Below are 16,332 nucleotides of genomic sequence, written 5' to 3'. Positions count from 1 at the left end.
CGGTAACGGTGCCTGCCCAGCCCGAGCCCGCCGGGAACGAGCACGCGTCCCTTGTCGACAACCCCGAACAGCGTCGCGAGGTGTTCGGCAAGCTGGCGCGCCGCCTGCAGTCCCTGATCAACCGGGCGATCAAGAGGGTCGACACACTGGAGCGCGAGATCGAGGACCCCGAGCTGCTCCGCGGTCTCTACGAGATCGACCACCTCGCCACCCGCGTTCGCCGTCAGGCGGAAAACCTGGCCGTGCTGGGCGGCGAGGCACCGCAGCGCCGGTCGAACTCCCCGGTCAGCGCCTACGCGGTGCTGCGCTCCGCGGTCGCGGAAATCGAGCACTACAAGCAGATCAGCATCGTCGCGATCGAAGACGTCCACCTGCACGGGCATGCCGTCGCCGAGATCATCCACCTGCTCGCCGAACTGCTGGAGAACGCGACCACGTTCACCGCGCCGGACGCGGGCAAGGTCGTGGTGCGGGCGCAGAAGGTGACCGCGGGCCTGGCCGTCGAGGTGCAGGACCGCGGCCTCGGCATGACCACCGAGGACCTGCAGCGGATCAACCGCCTGCTGGACGGCACCACCCACATCGACATCGAAGAACTGCTGGAGGACGGCCGCATCGGCATGGCGGTGGTCAGGGAACTGGCGCAGCGGCACGGTGCGCGCGTCCGCCTGCAGACCAACATCTTCGGCGGTATCGACGCCTTCGTCGTGCTCCCGCACCACCTGCTCGCCGAGCCGGTCAAGGAGAAGGAGCAGTCCGCGCCCGCGGTCGCGCAGACCACGGCGGCCCCGGCCGTGGACACCACGCTCACCCCCGGTCAGCTCAGCCCGGTGCCCGCCGCCCCGCAGCCGTTGCCCACGCGTCGGCCGCGCCCGGCCGAATCGCGCCCCTCTCCGGTGCCGATCGAGCGACAGGTACCCGCCGTGCCGGAATACCCCACCGAATACCCCAGCGAATACCCCGCTGAGTACCAGACCGAATACCGCGCTGAGCACGACTATCCGGCCGAGGCGCAGTCGGGGCCGTTGGCGAGCCAGGAGTTCGCGCCGCTGCCCAAGCGTGAAGCGGGCAGCGGTTTCGCCCAGTCCTCCGGCCGGATCGAGGATCCGACCAGCTTCGGACAGCTGGATCAGGACAACCCGCCGCCGCTGCCGCAGCGTCGAGGGCAGTCCCACCTCCGGCCGGAGCTGTACGAGCCGGTGGCGCCGACCCGGCCCATCCCCGGGCACAACACGAATCTGATGGCCGCTGTTCAGCGTGGTTTCGATCGCGGTCGCGAGGAGCAGCAGAACAAGGCCGCCCAGTCTTCTCAACCGCAGCAGGGCACTACCCAAGGAGAGTCCGTTCCCCATGGCCGATGATCTGACCTGGTTGCTGAGCCGGCTGGCCGAGGCAGTCCCCCACACGCGCAGCGCGCTCCTGCTCTCGTCGGACGGCATCGCGAAGTTCTGGCATGGTTTGGACACCGACGGCGCCGACACGCTCGCGGCGTTGTCCAGCGGGCTCTGCTCGCTGGCGCAACAGGTGGGCACCAGGTTCGGTGCCGGGGAAGGGGTCCGTCAGGTCGTCTCCGAACTCGGGGACGTGATCCTCTTCGTCACCGCCGCGAGCGAGGGCACCGTGCTCGCGGTACTGGCCGATCGTGAGGTCGACGCGGGAATACTGAGCTACGAAATGGGCAAGTTGTGCACGCAGGTTCCCGCGTACCTGGCCACCCCGGCCCGCCAGGCCCTGGCTGAACCGACCAACGGGTACCGATGAGCACGACCGGTCCCGACGGCCATCAAGAGTCCGAATTGGACGGTGACTTCGGCGTCCGCCCCTATACCGTGACCAACGGGCGGACCAAGCCCAGTACTCCGCTGGACCTCGTGTCCCTTGTGCGTGCGACGGGGAAGAGTAAGGTGCCTCCAGAACGACTGGGGCTGGAGCACGCGCAGGCGCTGCAACTGTGTGCCGCCACCACCTCGGTCGCCGAGGTCGCGGCGCACCTGCGGCAGCCGGTGGTGGTCACCAAGGTGCTCCTGTCCGATCTCATCGAATCGGGAGCCGTCACCGCCCGGTTCCCGACCTTCGACTCCACCGACCCGTCACGACTGGAAGCGCTGCTCGATGGTCTCCGACGCCTTTGATCCCTATCCGACCCAGTTCAAACTCCTGATAGCCGGTGGTTTCGGCGTCGGCAAGACCACCTTCGTCGGTGCGGTCAGCGAGATCGAACCCCTGGTCACCGAGGAAACGCTGACCGCCGCGAGCGTCGGCACCGACAGTCTCGTAGGCATCGAGCAGAAGGTGACCACGACCGTCGCGATGGACTTCGGGCGCATCACCTTCACCAGCCAGAACATGGTGCTGTACCTGTTCGGTACGCCGGGGCAGCAGCGTTTCTGGTTCATGTGGGACGAACTGTCCCGCGGGGCGCTCGGTGCCGTCGTGCTCGCCGACACCCGGCGCCTTCAGGACTGCTTCGCCTCGATCGAATTCTTCGAACGGCGCGGGATCCGGTTCCTCGTCGCGATCAACCAGTTCGACAACGCCTACCGGTACCGGGACGGGGATCTGAGGGCGGCGCTCGACCTCAAACCCCATGTGCCGCTACTGCACTGCGATGCGCGCGATCACCGTTCGGCCCGGAACGTGCTGATCACCCTGGTCGAGCACATCGTCGAGGCGGCCCGCGGCCGGCAGGCCGACCACGTGAACAACTCCCACATGATACGGAGCTAGCGATGACCTTCGAAATGGACGACCGCCTGCTCACCGCGCCCCACGATCCCGAGGTGGGGCAGCGGATGGCGCGGCTGCGCGCGCTCGGGCTGGGTGACCGGCCCGACGCGCAGTTCGACGAGTTCGCCGCGCGGCTGGCGAGAATCACCGGCGCGCCCTACGCGATGGTCAACTTCATCGGCGACCGCGAGCAGTACTTCGCCGGTCTCTACACCCCGTCGAACGGTGCCGCGGGCGCGACGCTGGAGGCGATCCAGGCCTCCGCGCACAACGATCCGGGCCGTGAGATGGATCTGGACCACGGTTTCTGCCCGCACGTGGTGGTGCGGCGCAAGGCACTGGTGCTGGACGACGTGTGCGAGTACCCGCGGTTCGCGGGCAACCCGGTCGTCGACAAGATCGGTATCAGGTCCTACCTGGGGGCCCCGTTGATCGATGACCGAACGGGCACCGCACTCGGCACGGTCTGCGTCGTCGCCACCGAGCCGCGCCCGTGGGGCCGCCAGGGTCTGGAGACCATCAAGGCTATGGCCGGTGAGCTAATGCAACTGATTCACGAGCGAGAGGATCAAGCAACGTCCCCAGGGCAGCGCTACTTCGCCTGAGCTGCTCGGAAAACCGCTGGGACCACTGGCCCTTGGCCCTGCCAAGGGCCGTCTCGGCCAACCTCAGCCGCTGGATGTCCGAGGTGCCCGCGGGCGCGTAGATGTGGTGCGCGTCGCGCACGTAGCGCTCGATCTGGTGGCTCGCGGAAAGCCCGCACGCGGCGTGGATCTCCATCGCCGTGCGGGCGGAGTCCAGCGACAGTTCGACGTTGACCAGCTTCGCGTTGATGAGTTCCGCATCGCAGGACAGGCCCTCGTCCAGCATGTGGGAAGCGTTGTAGGCGAGCACGCGCGCGGTCATCAGCTGGGACTGCATCTGCCCGAGTTTCTGCTTGACCGTGTCGAGGTCACTCAGGGTCTTGCCGTAGCGCTGCTGGGTGGCGGCGAAGTTCACCGTCTCCTCGACGATCGCCTGGTGGATGCCCAGTGATACGGCGGCGAGGTTGAGCCTGCCGTAGAGGACGCTGGAGGAGTAGGCCACGGCCAGCCCGTCGCCTTCGGCGCCGAGCAGGTTCCCCGCGGGTACCCGGCAGTCCTCGAAAATGAGTTCCCCGAAGCTGAAGCCGTGCAGCCCCATGGTTTTTTCCTGTGGGGCGAGGGAAAATCCGGGGCTGGTCGATTCGACCAGCAAGGCGGACAGTCCCTTCGAGCCGGGCCCGGTGCGCACCACCACGCCGTGCAGGTCGCCGACGTGGCTGTTGCCGACGAAGACCTTGCGGCCGTTGAGGATGTAGTCCTTGCCGTCGCGCACGGCGGTGGTGTTCATGCCGAGCACGTGCCCACCGGATTCCGGTTCGGTGACCGCGATGGTGGGCAGGCAGCGTCCTTCCGCGACGGCGGGCAGCCACCGGTTCTTCTGGCGCTCGTTACCGAAGTGCAGGATCTTGGCCACCCCGAGCTGGGAGGCCTGGACCATGGCACCCATCGCGCCGCAGACCCTGGCCAGCTCCTCGATGATGATCGTCTTGGCCAGGTGGCCGAGTCCCATGCCGCCGTACTCGGTACCGACCGTCACGCCGATCCAGCCCTGTTCGGCGATCAGCCGGGACAGTTCGTGGTGGACGCTGCGGGATTCTTCCAGCTCCGGAATGCGGGGCCGGACCTCCTTTTCGGCGAAGGTCCGTACTTCGGTTCGCAGGCGATCATGCGATGCGGTCGTGAAGTAGCTGCATATATCGGGTGCCAAGTCCACCTGTGCTCCCAGATCGCTTCCGTTGCCGCCATGGCGGAACCGGATCACTGTGCAATTCCAGTCGCCGAGCCTCCCAGAGTGGTCGGCGACCAGGGTACCGCCTATTTGGTGATCTTCGTGCGGTCTTGTTTGGTCCGTTGGCACCATTCATCACCGGCAGTGAGCACAACTACCGGTCGCATCCGAACGCGACTGTCCGCGATGTGAAACGTGTGGATCACGATCGCGTGAACCGGGCAATGCGACGGACGTTCCTTGTCACCCCTGGCCATCCGGGCCGCGAGCCTGCTAGTCTGTGTCGCGACATACATGTCACAACACAGATTGGGATGGATCATGACTCGTTCTCGTGCCGCGGTGGTGCGGCGGTTCGGCGGCCCGGAGGTTCTGGAGATCACGGAGGTCGCGACGCCCCGCCCCGGACCAGGGCAGATCGCGGTGCGGGTGCGTGCCATCGGGGTGGGGTTCACCGACCTCATGGCCCGTTCCGGCGACTACCTGCTCCAGCGCAGGCTCCCCTTCACGCCGGGCTACGAACTGGTCGGCGAGCTGGACGACGGTCGTCTGGTGGCGATGTCCCTGCCGAAGATGGGTGCCTACCGCGACCACGTGGTCGTGCCGTCGTGGCTGCCCGTGCCGCTGCCCGACGGGCTGGATCCGGTGGCCGCGGCCACGATTCCGCTCGATTACCTGACGGCGTTGAGTTTGTTGGAGAAGCACGCCCGCGTCGAAACCGGCGATGCCGTGTTCATTCAGGGGGCGGGCGGTGGTGTTGGCGCGGCATTGAGTCGGCTCGGCAAGCTCAAGGGACTCAAAATGTACGGCACGGCGTCCAGTCCGGACCGGTTATCGACTAACGGTGTTCGGTTTATCGACTACCGGTCTCAGGATTTCGAAACGGTACTCGCGGAAGAGGAACCGGACGGCGTACGGGCGGTTTTCGATCACCTCGGTGGCGCCATGGTCCGGAAGGGATACCGCGCCCTCGCACCCGGCGGGGTGCTGGTCAGCTACGCGTTCTCCGGGCGTCCCGGTCACATGGTGGCCGACACCGTGAAGGGGGCGATCGGGGTGGGCCTCCGGGGCTTGCTGCCGGGAAAGCGCACCGCGCTCTGTATGGTGCCGAGGGAAGTGAAGTCCGACCACACCTGGTACCGGGACAGCCTGCGGCGGTTGCTCGACCTGGCGGCCGAAGGGGCGATCCACGCCGAGGCGGGTGCGGTGTTCCCGCTGGCCGAGGCCGCCGAGGTGCACCGCGCGCTTCAGCACCGGGAGATCACCGGCAAGGTCGTTCTCACCACGGAATGAGGGCGCGTGAAGCAAGTCGAGGAACTCCGTTACCTGATCCTGGCCGTGCAGCGCGAAGGCAACCGCCTGCTCGCGGCCAGGTTGCGGCCGCTGGGGCTCACCCCGGCGCAGGCCGAGGCGCTCGGCCTGCTCGCCGGGCGGGAACCGCTGAGCCTCAACGGTCTCGGCGAGCTGCTGGTGTGCGAATCGGGCACCAATCCGAGCCGGATCGTCGACCGCCTGGTCGGCGCCGGGCTGGTCAGCAGGGAAACCGATCCCGGCGACCGGCGTCACGTCCTGCTGCGACTCACCCCCGAGGGACGGGCACTGGCGCGCAAGGTCGCGGCGGTGGAGGACAAGCTCCACGAGACGTTGACGAATCTCGCCGGTGACCGTCCGCTCGCCCCCGCGCTCGATCTGCTGCGCGCGCTCGCGGAGCACTTCCCCGCCGGTCAGGCTCTCGCTCGCCGAAAGGACTGAACCCGCCGGAGGAGCCCGCCGTCCAGGTCTACTGAGGACAGTCGCGTCGGGGTTGCGTGACTGTCCTCACGGAACCGCGGTTCACGCCCACAGCTCATGCGCGGGCCGAGGGCGGCCGAGGTAGTAGCCCTGGGCCTGGTCGCAGCCGAGCCCGCGGAGCAGTTCGAGCTGCTCGGCGTTCTCCACGCCTTCGGCCACCACGGTCAGTTCCACCGCGTGGGCCATGGCGATGATGCTGGTGACGATCGCTTCCGCGTCCCGCGACCGGCCGAGCCGGTTGACGAACGAACGGTCGATCTTGAGCGTGTCCAGGGTGAGGCGCTGCAACTGGGCCAGCGACGAGTACCCGGTGCCGAAGTCGTCGATGGCGAGCCGCACGCCGAGCTCCCGCAGGGCGGTCAGCGTCTCGCTGGCGAGCACGAAGTCCCGCATCAGCGCGCTTTCGGTGATTTCGAGGCACAGTGCGGAGGGCGGCAGGCCCGCGGTGGCGAGCGCGTGCTCCACGGCGGTCACCAGCGCCGGGTCGTCGAGCTGCCGCGTGGACAGGTTGACCTTGAGGTCCACCTCGGTGCCCCGGTCGCGCTGGATCCCCAGTTCCCGCGTGGTCTCGCCGAGCATGTGCGCGCCCAGCAGGTTGATCAGGTCGCTCTCCTCGGCGAGCGGGATGAACTCCGTCGGCGAGACGGGGCCGTGGATCGGGTGGTTCCAGCGCAGCAGCGCTTCCACCGCGACGACCCGGTCCGTCGACAGGTCGACCACCGGCTGGTAGGCGGTCCACAGCCGGCCGTGGCGCACCGCGTCACGCAGGTCCTGCTCCAGCCGGAGCCTGCGCTGCATCCGCCGCCGCAGGCCCACGTCGAAGAACTCGTAGCGGCTGCGGCCCCGGGTCTTGGCCTGGTACATCGCCACGTCCGCGTCGCGCAGCAGTTCCTCGGCGGTGCGCCGGTCCTCGGGACCGGCCAGCACGATGCCGATGCTCGCGTCCACGTGCAACCGCCTCGAGTCCACCCAGATCGGCTGGGTCAGCGAGTCGCGCAGGTGCTCGGTCAGCGCCCGCGTCGCGGCCTCGCCGTCGATACCGTTGGCGATGACCACGAACTCGTCGCCGCCGAGCCTGCCCACCACGTCGGTGGACCGCACGGTGCGGCGCAACCGCTCGCCGGCGATCCTGAGCACCCGGTCGCCCACCGAGTGGCCGAGTGAATCGTTGATGACCTTGAACTTGTCCAGGTCGATGAACAGCACCGCGGTGGGGGCGTGCTCGCGGGTGCGCAGCATGGCACCGAGCTTGTCGAGCACCAGCGTGCGGTTGGCCAGTCCGGTGAGGGGGTCGTGGGTGGCCTCGTGCGCGAGCCGTTCCCCGATGGCCCGCCGTTCCGTGATGTCGGCGAAGGACACCACGAAGGAGCTGAATTCGCAGTCGTCCGGCGTCATCGCACGGCACGACACCGACAGCCACACGTCGCGTCCGCCGGGCCGGGGCACGCGCAGCACCCGGCCCTGCAGTGCCTTGCCGCCGCGTCGTACCACCGCGGAGGGGAACTCGTCGGGCGACAGGCGGTTGCCGCGCTCGTCGTACACCGGCCACTCCCGCGGTGACGAGCCGAGCAGGTCCGCCTCGGGCAGGCCGAGGATGCGCTCGGCGGCGGGGTTGGCCGACAGCAGCCGCCCGGAGGGCCCGATCACCAGCACGCCCTCGTCCAGGGAAGCGACCACCGTCCGGTACTGCTGCTCGGCCCGGCGGCGCGCGGTTTCGTCGGCGCAGACGAGCACGTAGCCGCCGTTCATTTCGGCTGCCGAAACCCGCATGACGAGCGCGCTGCCGTCGGCCGCCCGGTGCGTCTGCTGGCCGACCCCGCCGCCCGCCACCACGGCGGCGGGATCGAGTGCGGCACCGACGAGTTCGGAGACCGGGCAGCCCAGCGCCTTGGCCGATGGCAGCCCGTAGATGTCTTCGGCCGCCGGGTTCCAGCTGGTCACCAGGCCCTCGGCGTCGGTGGCGATGATCGCGTCGCTGACGTGCTCGACGAGGGCGGCCTGGTACCGCAGCGCCGCTTCGGCGGCTCGCTGGGCGCTCACGTCCCGCATGATCACCTGGTAGGCCGGGCGGCCCGCCCAGGTGGTGCGGACCGAGACGACCTCCATCGGGAAGCGCGTCCCGTCGGAACGGACGAAGAACGCCTCGGCGGGCTGGGTGGTCGCGCCGGGTTCGGTGAGCTGCCGGAGCCGCTCGGCCATGTCCGACACGGATTCGACGGCCACGAAATCGGTGACCGGTCTGCCGAGCAGTTCGGCGGGTGAGCCGGCACCGGCGAACCGGGCCGCGGCGGGGTTGGCGTAGGTGACCAGGCCGTCCTGGTGCACCGCGATGGCGTCCGGGCTGAGTTCGATCAGCAGGCGGTACCGGTCGGCAAGGTCGGCCAGTTCGCGCCGGTCCTCGTGGCGGTCGGTGACGTTGTTGGCGATGCCGAGCAGATGCCCGTCGAAGTTGCGGGCGCGGAACCGCAGCCACAGGGTCCGTCCGTCGGGGGATTCGTAGGGCTGTTCGAGTTCGAGGTCCTGCCACAGCGACGCGGTGCGTGCGGCGATGACGAGGGGCTCGACCAGTTCGGCCAGGCGGGACCTGACCTCGGCCTCCCCGGCTCCTTCGATGCCCAGCAGCCGGTCGAGCCCCGGCCGCCAGGTCAGGCGGTCCGTGGCGAAGTCCAGCGACCAGACGACCGCCCGCTCGGCCGACAGGGCGAGGTCGACCACCTGCTCTTGATCCACCGAGACCCGGCCGGGACGATCCGAGCGGTTGGCGTTTGCCTCCATCATCCGTCCGATCCGCCGAGTGAGTTCTGTGCAGACAATACTCCTTTCGGAGTACCCCGCTAGAGCGAAAGAACCCTTCCTGCCGTTACCCCGCGGACCTCGCGCAAGACGATAACCCGCTGGTCGTTGGCCCTATAGGTCCATTCCATTCCGGATGGATCGTAGAGGGAGCGACAAGGAGGGGCGAGTGTTATGGGCTCGCGAGAAATAGGCATCTGCGGAATCGGGGCCGTCACCGGCTACGGCTGGGGTCGGGAACCGTTTTGGGAAGGACTCGCTTCGGGTAAGCCCGCGGCCACCCTGACCGGGGGCTACGGACTGCATCGCGACGAATCGGCGTGGGTGGCCAGAGTGCCCGACGGCGGAGACCCCGCCGACGGTCCGAGCAGGTTTTCCCGCGCGATGCGGGCCGCGGCCAGGGAGGCCGTCGCCGACGCCGGTGAACGGGGCTGGACTCCCGGTGGGCGCGTGGGCCTGCTGCACGCGGTCGTCCTGGGCGAGGTGGACCTCTGGCGCGAGTTCTACCTGTCGCGGCAGACCGATCTGAAGCCGCGCGAGTACCTCGCGCTGATGCCCTCGACCCCGATGTCGACGTTGATGCAGGAGTACGGATTCCACGGTCCGGCGATGAACGTCTCGGCGATGTGCGCTTCCGGTAACGCGGGCCTGCTCACCGCGAAGGCCTGGCTCGACGCCGGGATCGTCGACGACGTCGTGTTCGTCGCGACCGACCTGTCGGCGACCCCGGAAAACGTGCTGCACTTCGCCCGGCTCGGGGTGGCCGTGGTGGACGACGACCCGCTGGAGGTGTGCCGTCCGTTCCAGGAGGGCAGCCGCGGCTTCCCCGCGGGGGAGGCGTCGGTGGCGTTCGTGCTGTCGAGGAACGCGACGCGTCCCTACGCCTTCACTCTCGGCGGCGCGATGTCGCACGACGGACACCACGTGACCTCCGTCGACCCCGGCCTGGACCAGGTGCGCGGCTGCTTCCGTGACGCGCTGGCCAACGCGAAGGTGCCCGCGTCGGCGGTCCGGTTCCTCAACGCCCACGGTCCGGGCACGGTGCAGTGCGACCGTGCCGAGGCGGCCATGCTCGAGGAGTTCTTCCCGCCGGAAACCGGGATCTACTCGGTCAAACCGCTCGTCGGGCATTGTCAGGGCGCCGCTTCGGCGGTCGAACTCGCGGTGGCCGCGCTGGGCTACGACCGGGGTTATCTCCCGGCGCCCCCGGCGGTGGCCCCCGGGCACCCGCAACTGCTCAGCGGCCGTACGCCGGTCGGCGGCGGGCTGACCGTCAAGTCCTCGCTCGGGATGGGCGGCCACAACTCGGTCGTCGTCCTCGCGCCGCCCGCGTGAGGCAGCCTTGCCGTGAAGGACCTCACAGGCGGGCGGCGGTGTGACGAGGTCCTTCACGGCGGGTCGGCGCGCCACACACCAGCTTCAAGTCCGGCCGTGATGATGCTCCTGTGCGAAAACAGGGGGACGCGAGCCGCGTCCGCAGGTGGTTGTTCGAAGACGAACACAAACGGGCCGCGCAGCTCAGCGGGAACGCCCGTGAGCAGGTCAAGGCACACGATCACCCGTGGTGGAAGGTCATGTGCCTGACCGGCGTCGACTATTTCTCCACATTGGGGTACCAACCGGGCATCGCGGCACTCGCCGCCGGTCTGCTGTCCCCGCTCGCCACGGTCGTCCTGATCGTGCTGACGCTGCTGGGGGCTCTGCCGATCTACCGGAGAGTGGCCGCGGAAAGCCCGCACGGCCAGGGTTCGCTGGCCATGCTGGAGAAGCTGCTGTCGAGGTGGAAGGGCAAGCTGCTCATCCTGGCGCTGCTCGGCTTCGCCGCGACGGACTTCGTCATCACCATCACCCTGTCCGCGGCCGACGCGGCCGCGCACGCGGTGGAAAACCCGTACCTGCCGGGTTTCCTCCACGGCGAGAACATGCTCATCACGCTGGTGCTGATCGCGTTGCTGGGTGCGGTGTTCCTCAAGGGGTTCGCCGAGGCGATCGGGATGGCGGTCGCGCTGGTCGGCGTCTACCTCGCGCTGAACCTCGTGGTGGTGGTCACCGCGCTGGTGCACGTGGCCCACAGCGCGCACCTGGTCGTGGACTGGCAGAACCTGCTGGTGCGGCAGCACGGGAGCATCTGGGCCATGGTCGGCGTCTCGCTGCTCGTGTTCCCGAAGCTGGCCCTCGGCCTGTCCGGCTTCGAAACGGGTGTTTCGGTCATGCCGCTGGTGCGGGGCGGTGACGGCGATGCCGCGGCGGACGGCCGCGTCCGCAACACCCGGCGCCTGCTCACCATCGCCGCGCTGATCATGAGCGTCTTCCTCATCACCAGCAGTTTCGCCACCACCGTGCTCATCCCGCAGGAGGAGTTCCAGCCGGGCGGGCAGGCGAGTGGGCGGGCGCTGGCCTATCTCGCGCACGCCTACCTCGGCGGCGCCTTCGGCACGGTCTACGACCTGAGCACGATCGCGATCCTGTGGTTCGCCGGTGCTTCGGCCATGGCGGGACTGCTCAACCTGGTGCCGCGGTACCTGCCCCGCTACGGCATGGCGCCGAACTGGGCGGGTGCCACCCGGCCACTGGTGATCGTGATCTCGGTGATCGCCTTCGTCATCACCTGGATCTTCGACGCGAGCGTCGACGCGCAGGGCGGTGCCTACGCGACCGGCGTGCTGGTGCTGATCTCCTCGGCGGCGCTGGCGGTGACGCTGTCCGCGGTGAAACGGCGGCAGCGGATCGCCGCGGTCGCGTACTCGCTGATCACGGTCGTGTTCGCCTACACCACCGTCGCCAACATCGTGGAGCGGCCGGACGGCGTGAAGATCGCCACGTTCTTCATCGTGGCGATCATCGGCACCTCACTCGTCTCCCGCGCCACCCGCTCGCTGGAACTGCGGGTCGAGCGGGTCGAGTTCGACGCCGCCGCACGCCGCATTCTGGACAAGGCCGTCCGCAGCGGGCAGATCCGGATCATCGCGAACGAACCGAACGGCAGGACCGAGGCGGAATACCGGGAAAAGGAGCAGGAGGCCCGGGAGAACAGCCACCTGCCCCAGGATTCGACACCGGTTTTCGTCGAGGTCACCATCACCGACGCCTCGGACTTCCAATCGACGCTCCACGTGCATGGCGAAAAGCGGCACGGCTACCGCATCCTGCGGGTGAAGAGCCCGTCGATCGCCAACGCCATCGCGGCGATCCTGCTGCAGATCCGCGACGAGACCGGCATCCGGCCGCACGTCTACTTCGCCTGGACCGAGGGGAACCCGTTCAAGTTCCTGCTGCGGTACCTGTTCTCCGGCGACGGGGACGTACCGCCGGTGACCCGCGAGGTGCTCCGCCGCGCCGAGCCGGAACCCGCCCTCAGGCCATTGGTGCACGTCGGGTAGTCAAGGGTTGCGTGCGCGGGGTGTCGTGGCGAGGATCGTGCCATGACCCCGCGCATGAGCCCGCCGTTCCGTGCCGACCACGTGGGCAGTCTGCTGCGCCCCGCGGCCCTTCGCCGGGCCCGCGAACGGTTCGCGAGGGGGGAGATCGGTGCGGCCGAACTGGGGGCGGCCGAGGACGAGGCGATCCGCGGCGCCGTCGAGATGCAGCGCGCGGCCGGGTTGCGGTCGGCCACCGACGGGGAGTTCCGCCGCTCCTCGTGGCATATGGATTTCATTTACCAACTGCGCGGCATCACGAAGAGCGACGAAAAGCTGCACGTGCGGTTCCACAATCCCGCCGGGGATATCGAATTCTCCCCGTCGGGGCTGAGAGTGGTCGACAGGATCGGGCTCGACGGCGTCGTCTTCGGCACCCATTTCGAGTTCCTGAAGTCCGTTGTGGACGCTCGGATCACGCCGAAGCAGACGATCCCCTCGCCGAGCATGGTCTACTACCGGGGAGGCCGGGCCGCGATCGACGAGTCGGTGTACCCGGACCTCGAGCAGTTCTACGCCGATCTCGCCGCCGCCTACGCCAAGGAGATCGCCGGACTGGCCCGGCTCGGCTGCACCTACCTGCAACTCGACGACACCAGCCTCGCCTACCTCAACGATCCCGCGCAGCGCGAGCTGGTGGCGAAGATGGGTGGCGACCCGGACCGCCAGCACCTGCGCAACATCAGCACCATGAACGCGGCCCTCGCCGGGCGGCCGCCGGAGCTGACCGTGACGACCCACCTCTGCCGCGGGAACTACCGGTCGTCCTGGGTCGCCAGCGGCGGATACGACTTCGTCGCCGACGCGCTGTTCAACGAACTCGACGTGGACGGCTACTTCCTCGAGTTCGACGACGAGCGCTCGGGCGGGTTCGAACCGCTGCGGTTCGTCCCCAAGGGCAAATACGTGGTGCTCGGACTGGTCACCACCAAACGGGGCGAGCTGGAGAGCGTGGATTCGCTGCGGCGGCGCATCGACGCGGCGGCCCGGTACGTCGATCCCGACCAGCTGTGCCTGTCGCCCCAGTGCGGTTTCTCCTCCACCGAGGAGGGCAACGAGCTCACCGAGGACGAGCAGCGCGCGAAGCTGGAACGGATCGTGGAGACCGCCGCACTGGTCTGGGGCTGACCACCCTCGGTTCCGCCACCCGCATTTAACCTGGGCAGATGCGGCACACTTCGGCGAAGACGCCTTCGGTCGTCGACCGGGTTCTCGACGTCCTGGGCGCGTTCACCCCGGAGCGCCCGGCACTGAACCTGTCCGAGCTGAGCCGCCGAGCGGGCCTCCCGCTGTCCACCACCCACCGCATCGTCGGCGAACTCACCCGCCGCGGTGCGCTGGAACGGCAGGAGGACGGCCAGTACCGGATCGGGCTGTGGCTGTGGGAGGTGGCGTCGCTGTCGCCCCAGGGCATGGGCCTGCGTGAGAGCGCGATGCCGTTCCTGGAGGACCTGTACGAGGCCACGCACGAAAACGTGCAGCTCGCCGTGCTCGACGCGCCCGACGTCGTGTATGTCGAGCGGATCTCGGGGCGCCAGTCGGTGAGCGTGGTGTCCCGCGCCGGCGGGCGGCTCGCGGCGCATGCCACCGGGGTCGGCCTGGTCCTGCTGGCCCACGCGCCGGCCGAGGTGCAGGAGAAGGTGCTGTCGCGGCCGCTGCGGCGGTACACGCCCAGGACGATCACCTCGCCCGAAGAACTGCGGCGCGTGCTGGCCGCGATCCGCCGGGACGGTTTCGTGATCAGCGACCGGCAGGTCGAACTGGTGTCGCTGTCGGTCGCGGCGCCCGTGTACGGCCCGGGGGACACCGTCGTCGCGGCGATCTCGATCGTTGTCCCGGTGGAGGGCGCCGAACCCCGCACGCTGGTACCCGCGGTCCGTGCGGCGGCCCGTGGCATCTCCCGGGCGCTCGGCGCACCGCGGGCCTCTGGGCAGCCCACGCACTGAAGGCACCGAAGGCGACCTTCCGGTCAGTGGAAGGAAGCATGGCGAGCCGGTGGGCGCGCCCGTGATGCTGAGAGCCGGACAACGAGGTTGGGAGGACGCGTGGCACGGACGCAGGTCGGAATCGTCGGTGCGGGACCGGCGGGATTGCTGCTGTCGTACCTGTTGCACGCCGAGGGCATCGACGCGGTCGTGATCGAGGCGCGCAGCCGTGAATACGTCGAACGGCGAGTGCGTGCCGGGGTGTGCGAACACCCCACCGTGGAGTTGTTGCGGGAGATCGGGGTCGGGGCCCGATTGGACGCGGAGGGCCTGCCGCACCACGGGTTCTCCCTGCGCTTCGACGGCGAGGACCACCGCATCGCGCTGACCGAGCTGACCGGCAAGGCGATCACCGTGTACGGCCAGCAGGAGATCGTCAAGGACCTGATCGCGGCACACGAGGCGAAGGGGTATCCGGTCGAATTCGAGGTGTCGGACGTGGCCCTGCACGATCTGGACACCGAGGATCCGCGCGTCACCTACCGGGATTCGGCGGGGAACCGGCGCGAACTGGTGTGCGACGTCGTCGCGGGCTGTGACGGTTTCCACGGGATCAGCCGGCCGTCCATCCCCGCCGGGGCGATCAGGACCTTCGAACGGGAGTACCCGTTCGCCTGGCTGGGGGTGCTCGCCCGCACCGCGCCCTCCCACGAGGAGTTGATCTACGCCTACCACGAGCGCGGATTCGCCCTCCACAGCATGCGCTCGCCCGAGATCACCCGGCTGTACCTGCAGGTGCCGCACGACGAGAAGATCGATGCCTGGCCGGACGAGGAGATCTGGTCGGAGCTCGCGTTGCGCCTGGAAACCGGCGACGAACGTTTCTCGCTGCGGGAAGGCCCGATTCTGGACAAGGGCATCACGCCGATGCGCAGTTTCGTCACGGAGCCGATGCGGTACGGGCGGTTGTTCCTCGCCGGGGACGCCGCCCACATCGTGCCGCCGACCGGCGCCAAGGGGATGAACCTGGCCGTCGCCGATGTCACCGTGCTGTCCAGGGCGCTGGTGGAGCTGTTGCGGTACAACCGAAGCGGGCTCGCGGAGTCCTATTCGGACACCTGCCTGAAGCGGGTGTGGCGGGCCGAGCACTTCTCCTGGTACATGACCTCGATGCTGCACGTGGATCCGGCCGCGGACGACTTCGGCCGACGGTTGCAGCTGTCGCAACTGCGCTACACCGCGTCCTCGCGGGCGGCGGCCACCAGCCTCGCCGAGAACTACGTCGGCCTGCCCTTCGCCTGACTGGTCGTCAACCCGAGGTTGACGATTAGGGATCGTCAACCTAAGGTTGACGCATGGACATTCCCGTTCGACTCGACGACCTCATCGAAACCGTCAAGCGCCAGCATCCGGACGAACCACTCGAGCAGCTAGCCGACGCGGTGCTCGTCGCCGACCAGGTCGGCGAGGTGGCCGACCACCTGATCGGTCATTTCGTCGACCAGGCCCGGCGGTCGGGCGCATCCTGGACCGACATCGGCGCCAGCATGGGCGTTTCGAAACAGGCCGCGCAGAAACGCTTCGTACCCAAGGAGTTCTTCGCGACCGGCGGAGGGGAGATCACCTTCAACCGGTTCACCCAACGTGCCCGGCACGTGCTCACCCAGGCCGAGCGGTCCGCCCGGGGGGTGGGCAACGACCAGATCGACACCGAGCACATCCTGCTCGGCCTGGTCGGCGAGCGGGAGGGGCTGGCGGCCAAGGCACTGGAGAAGCTGGGGGTCACCCCCTCGGAGCTCGGTGAGCGGATCACCGCCGCGCTGCCGCCCGCCGTGGAGCGGGTTCCGGAGCGGATCCCGTTCACCGGC

The 16,332-nt window shown here is 68.8% G+C and carries 15 protein-coding genes; 13 read left to right on the top strand and 2 right to left on the bottom strand.

The features are described from left to right. The 5 genes from FNH05_RS13530 to FNH05_RS13510 form a co-directional block, all read left to right on the top strand. Positions 1-1,361 (top strand): sensor histidine kinase (locus FNH05_RS13530; RefSeq protein WP_246127709.1); only part of this gene is annotated, 1,361 nt, incomplete at its 5' end. Then, positions 1,351-1,761 (top strand): roadblock/LC7 domain-containing protein, encoded by a 411-nt coding sequence (locus tag FNH05_RS13525; protein WP_144588030.1) that lies wholly within the window; start codon positions 1,351-1,353, stop codon positions 1,759-1,761. The genes FNH05_RS13530 and FNH05_RS13525, both read left to right, overlap by 11 nt. Further along, a complete protein-coding gene (locus FNH05_RS13520) occupies positions 1,758-2,132 on the top strand; it encodes a DUF742 domain-containing protein (RefSeq protein WP_144588028.1) in 375 nt (124 codons plus the stop codon). Before FNH05_RS13525 ends, FNH05_RS13520 begins: the two co-directional genes overlap by 4 nt. Then, positions 2,113-2,727 carry a GTP-binding protein gene (locus FNH05_RS13515; protein ID WP_144588026.1) on the top strand — a complete coding sequence of 205 codons (615 nt, stop codon included), beginning with the start codon at positions 2,113-2,115 and terminating at the stop codon, positions 2,725-2,727. The genes FNH05_RS13520 and FNH05_RS13515 overlap by 20 nt, the downstream gene beginning before the upstream one ends. 2 nt (positions 2,728-2,729) lie before the next feature. Next, positions 2,730-3,332: a GAF domain-containing protein gene (locus FNH05_RS13510; protein WP_144588024.1), complete on the top strand. Its 603-nt coding sequence runs from the start codon at positions 2,730-2,732 to the stop codon at positions 3,330-3,332. Here the strand turns inward: FNH05_RS13510 and FNH05_RS13505 are convergent. Continuing rightward, on the bottom strand, positions 3,253-4,524 hold the full coding sequence (locus FNH05_RS13505; RefSeq protein WP_246127708.1) for an acyl-CoA dehydrogenase family protein: 1,272 nt from the start codon (positions 4,522-4,524) through the stop codon (positions 3,253-3,255). The two genes, FNH05_RS13510 and FNH05_RS13505, sit on opposite strands and share 80 nt — an antisense overlap. A 336-nt stretch (positions 4,525-4,860) precedes the next feature. On the opposite strand from FNH05_RS13505, the gene FNH05_RS13500 reads away from it, so the two are divergent. Continuing rightward, positions 4,861-5,832 (top strand): zinc-binding dehydrogenase, encoded by a 972-nt coding sequence (locus tag FNH05_RS13500; protein ID WP_144588022.1) that lies wholly within the window; start codon positions 4,861-4,863, stop codon positions 5,830-5,832. Between the two features lie 6 nt (positions 5,833-5,838). After that, complete coding sequence (locus FNH05_RS13495) at positions 5,839-6,291, top strand: MarR family winged helix-turn-helix transcriptional regulator (protein ID WP_144588020.1); 453 nt, start codon at positions 5,839-5,841, stop codon at positions 6,289-6,291. Positions 6,292-6,372: 81 nt separating this feature from the next. Here FNH05_RS13495 and FNH05_RS13490 read toward each other — a convergent pair whose 3' ends face one another. Then, the gene (locus tag FNH05_RS13490) at positions 6,373-9,105 is read right to left on the bottom strand and encodes a sensor domain-containing protein (RefSeq protein ID WP_144588032.1); all 2,733 of its coding nucleotides are present in this window, start codon (positions 9,103-9,105) and stop codon (positions 6,373-6,375) included. Positions 9,106-9,297: 192 nt separating this feature from the next. On the opposite strand from FNH05_RS13490, the gene FNH05_RS13485 reads away from it, so the two are divergent. From FNH05_RS13485 to FNH05_RS13460, 6 genes are all read left to right on the top strand, one after another. Continuing rightward, entirely contained in the window at positions 9,298-10,458 is a 1,161-nt protein-coding gene (locus tag FNH05_RS13485; protein ID WP_144588018.1) for a beta-ketoacyl synthase N-terminal-like domain-containing protein, read from the top strand. A 110-nt stretch (positions 10,459-10,568) separates the two neighbouring features. After that, positions 10,569-12,503, top strand: coding sequence for an APC family permease (locus FNH05_RS13480; RefSeq protein ID WP_144588016.1), 1,935 nt, complete (start codon positions 10,569-10,571; stop codon positions 12,501-12,503). Positions 12,504-12,545: 42 nt separating this feature from the next. After that, a complete protein-coding gene (locus FNH05_RS13475) occupies positions 12,546-13,667 on the top strand; it encodes a 5-methyltetrahydropteroyltriglutamate--homocysteine S-methyltransferase (RefSeq protein ID WP_144588014.1) in 1,122 nt (373 codons plus the stop codon). A 38-nt stretch (positions 13,668-13,705) separates the two neighbouring features. Continuing rightward, positions 13,706-14,485: an IclR family transcriptional regulator gene (locus FNH05_RS13470; protein WP_144588012.1), complete on the top strand. Its 780-nt coding sequence runs from the start codon at positions 13,706-13,708 to the stop codon at positions 14,483-14,485. A gap of 99 nt (positions 14,486-14,584) precedes the next feature. Next, positions 14,585-15,766, top strand: coding sequence for a 4-hydroxybenzoate 3-monooxygenase (locus FNH05_RS13465; protein WP_144588010.1), 1,182 nt, complete (start codon positions 14,585-14,587; stop codon positions 15,764-15,766). Between the two features lie 53 nt (positions 15,767-15,819). Further along, positions 15,820-16,332: Clp protease N-terminal domain-containing protein (locus FNH05_RS13460; protein WP_144588008.1), on the top strand; the 513-nt coding region annotated here is incomplete at its 3' end.

It is taken from the genome of Amycolatopsis rhizosphaerae, assembly GCF_007713715.1.
Classification (GTDB): Bacteria; Actinomycetota; Actinomycetes; order Mycobacteriales; family Pseudonocardiaceae; genus Amycolatopsis_E; species Amycolatopsis_E rhizosphaerae.
Note: the sequence above shows the minus strand (reverse complement) of the source record. Positions and strands in the feature narration are given on the sequence as shown.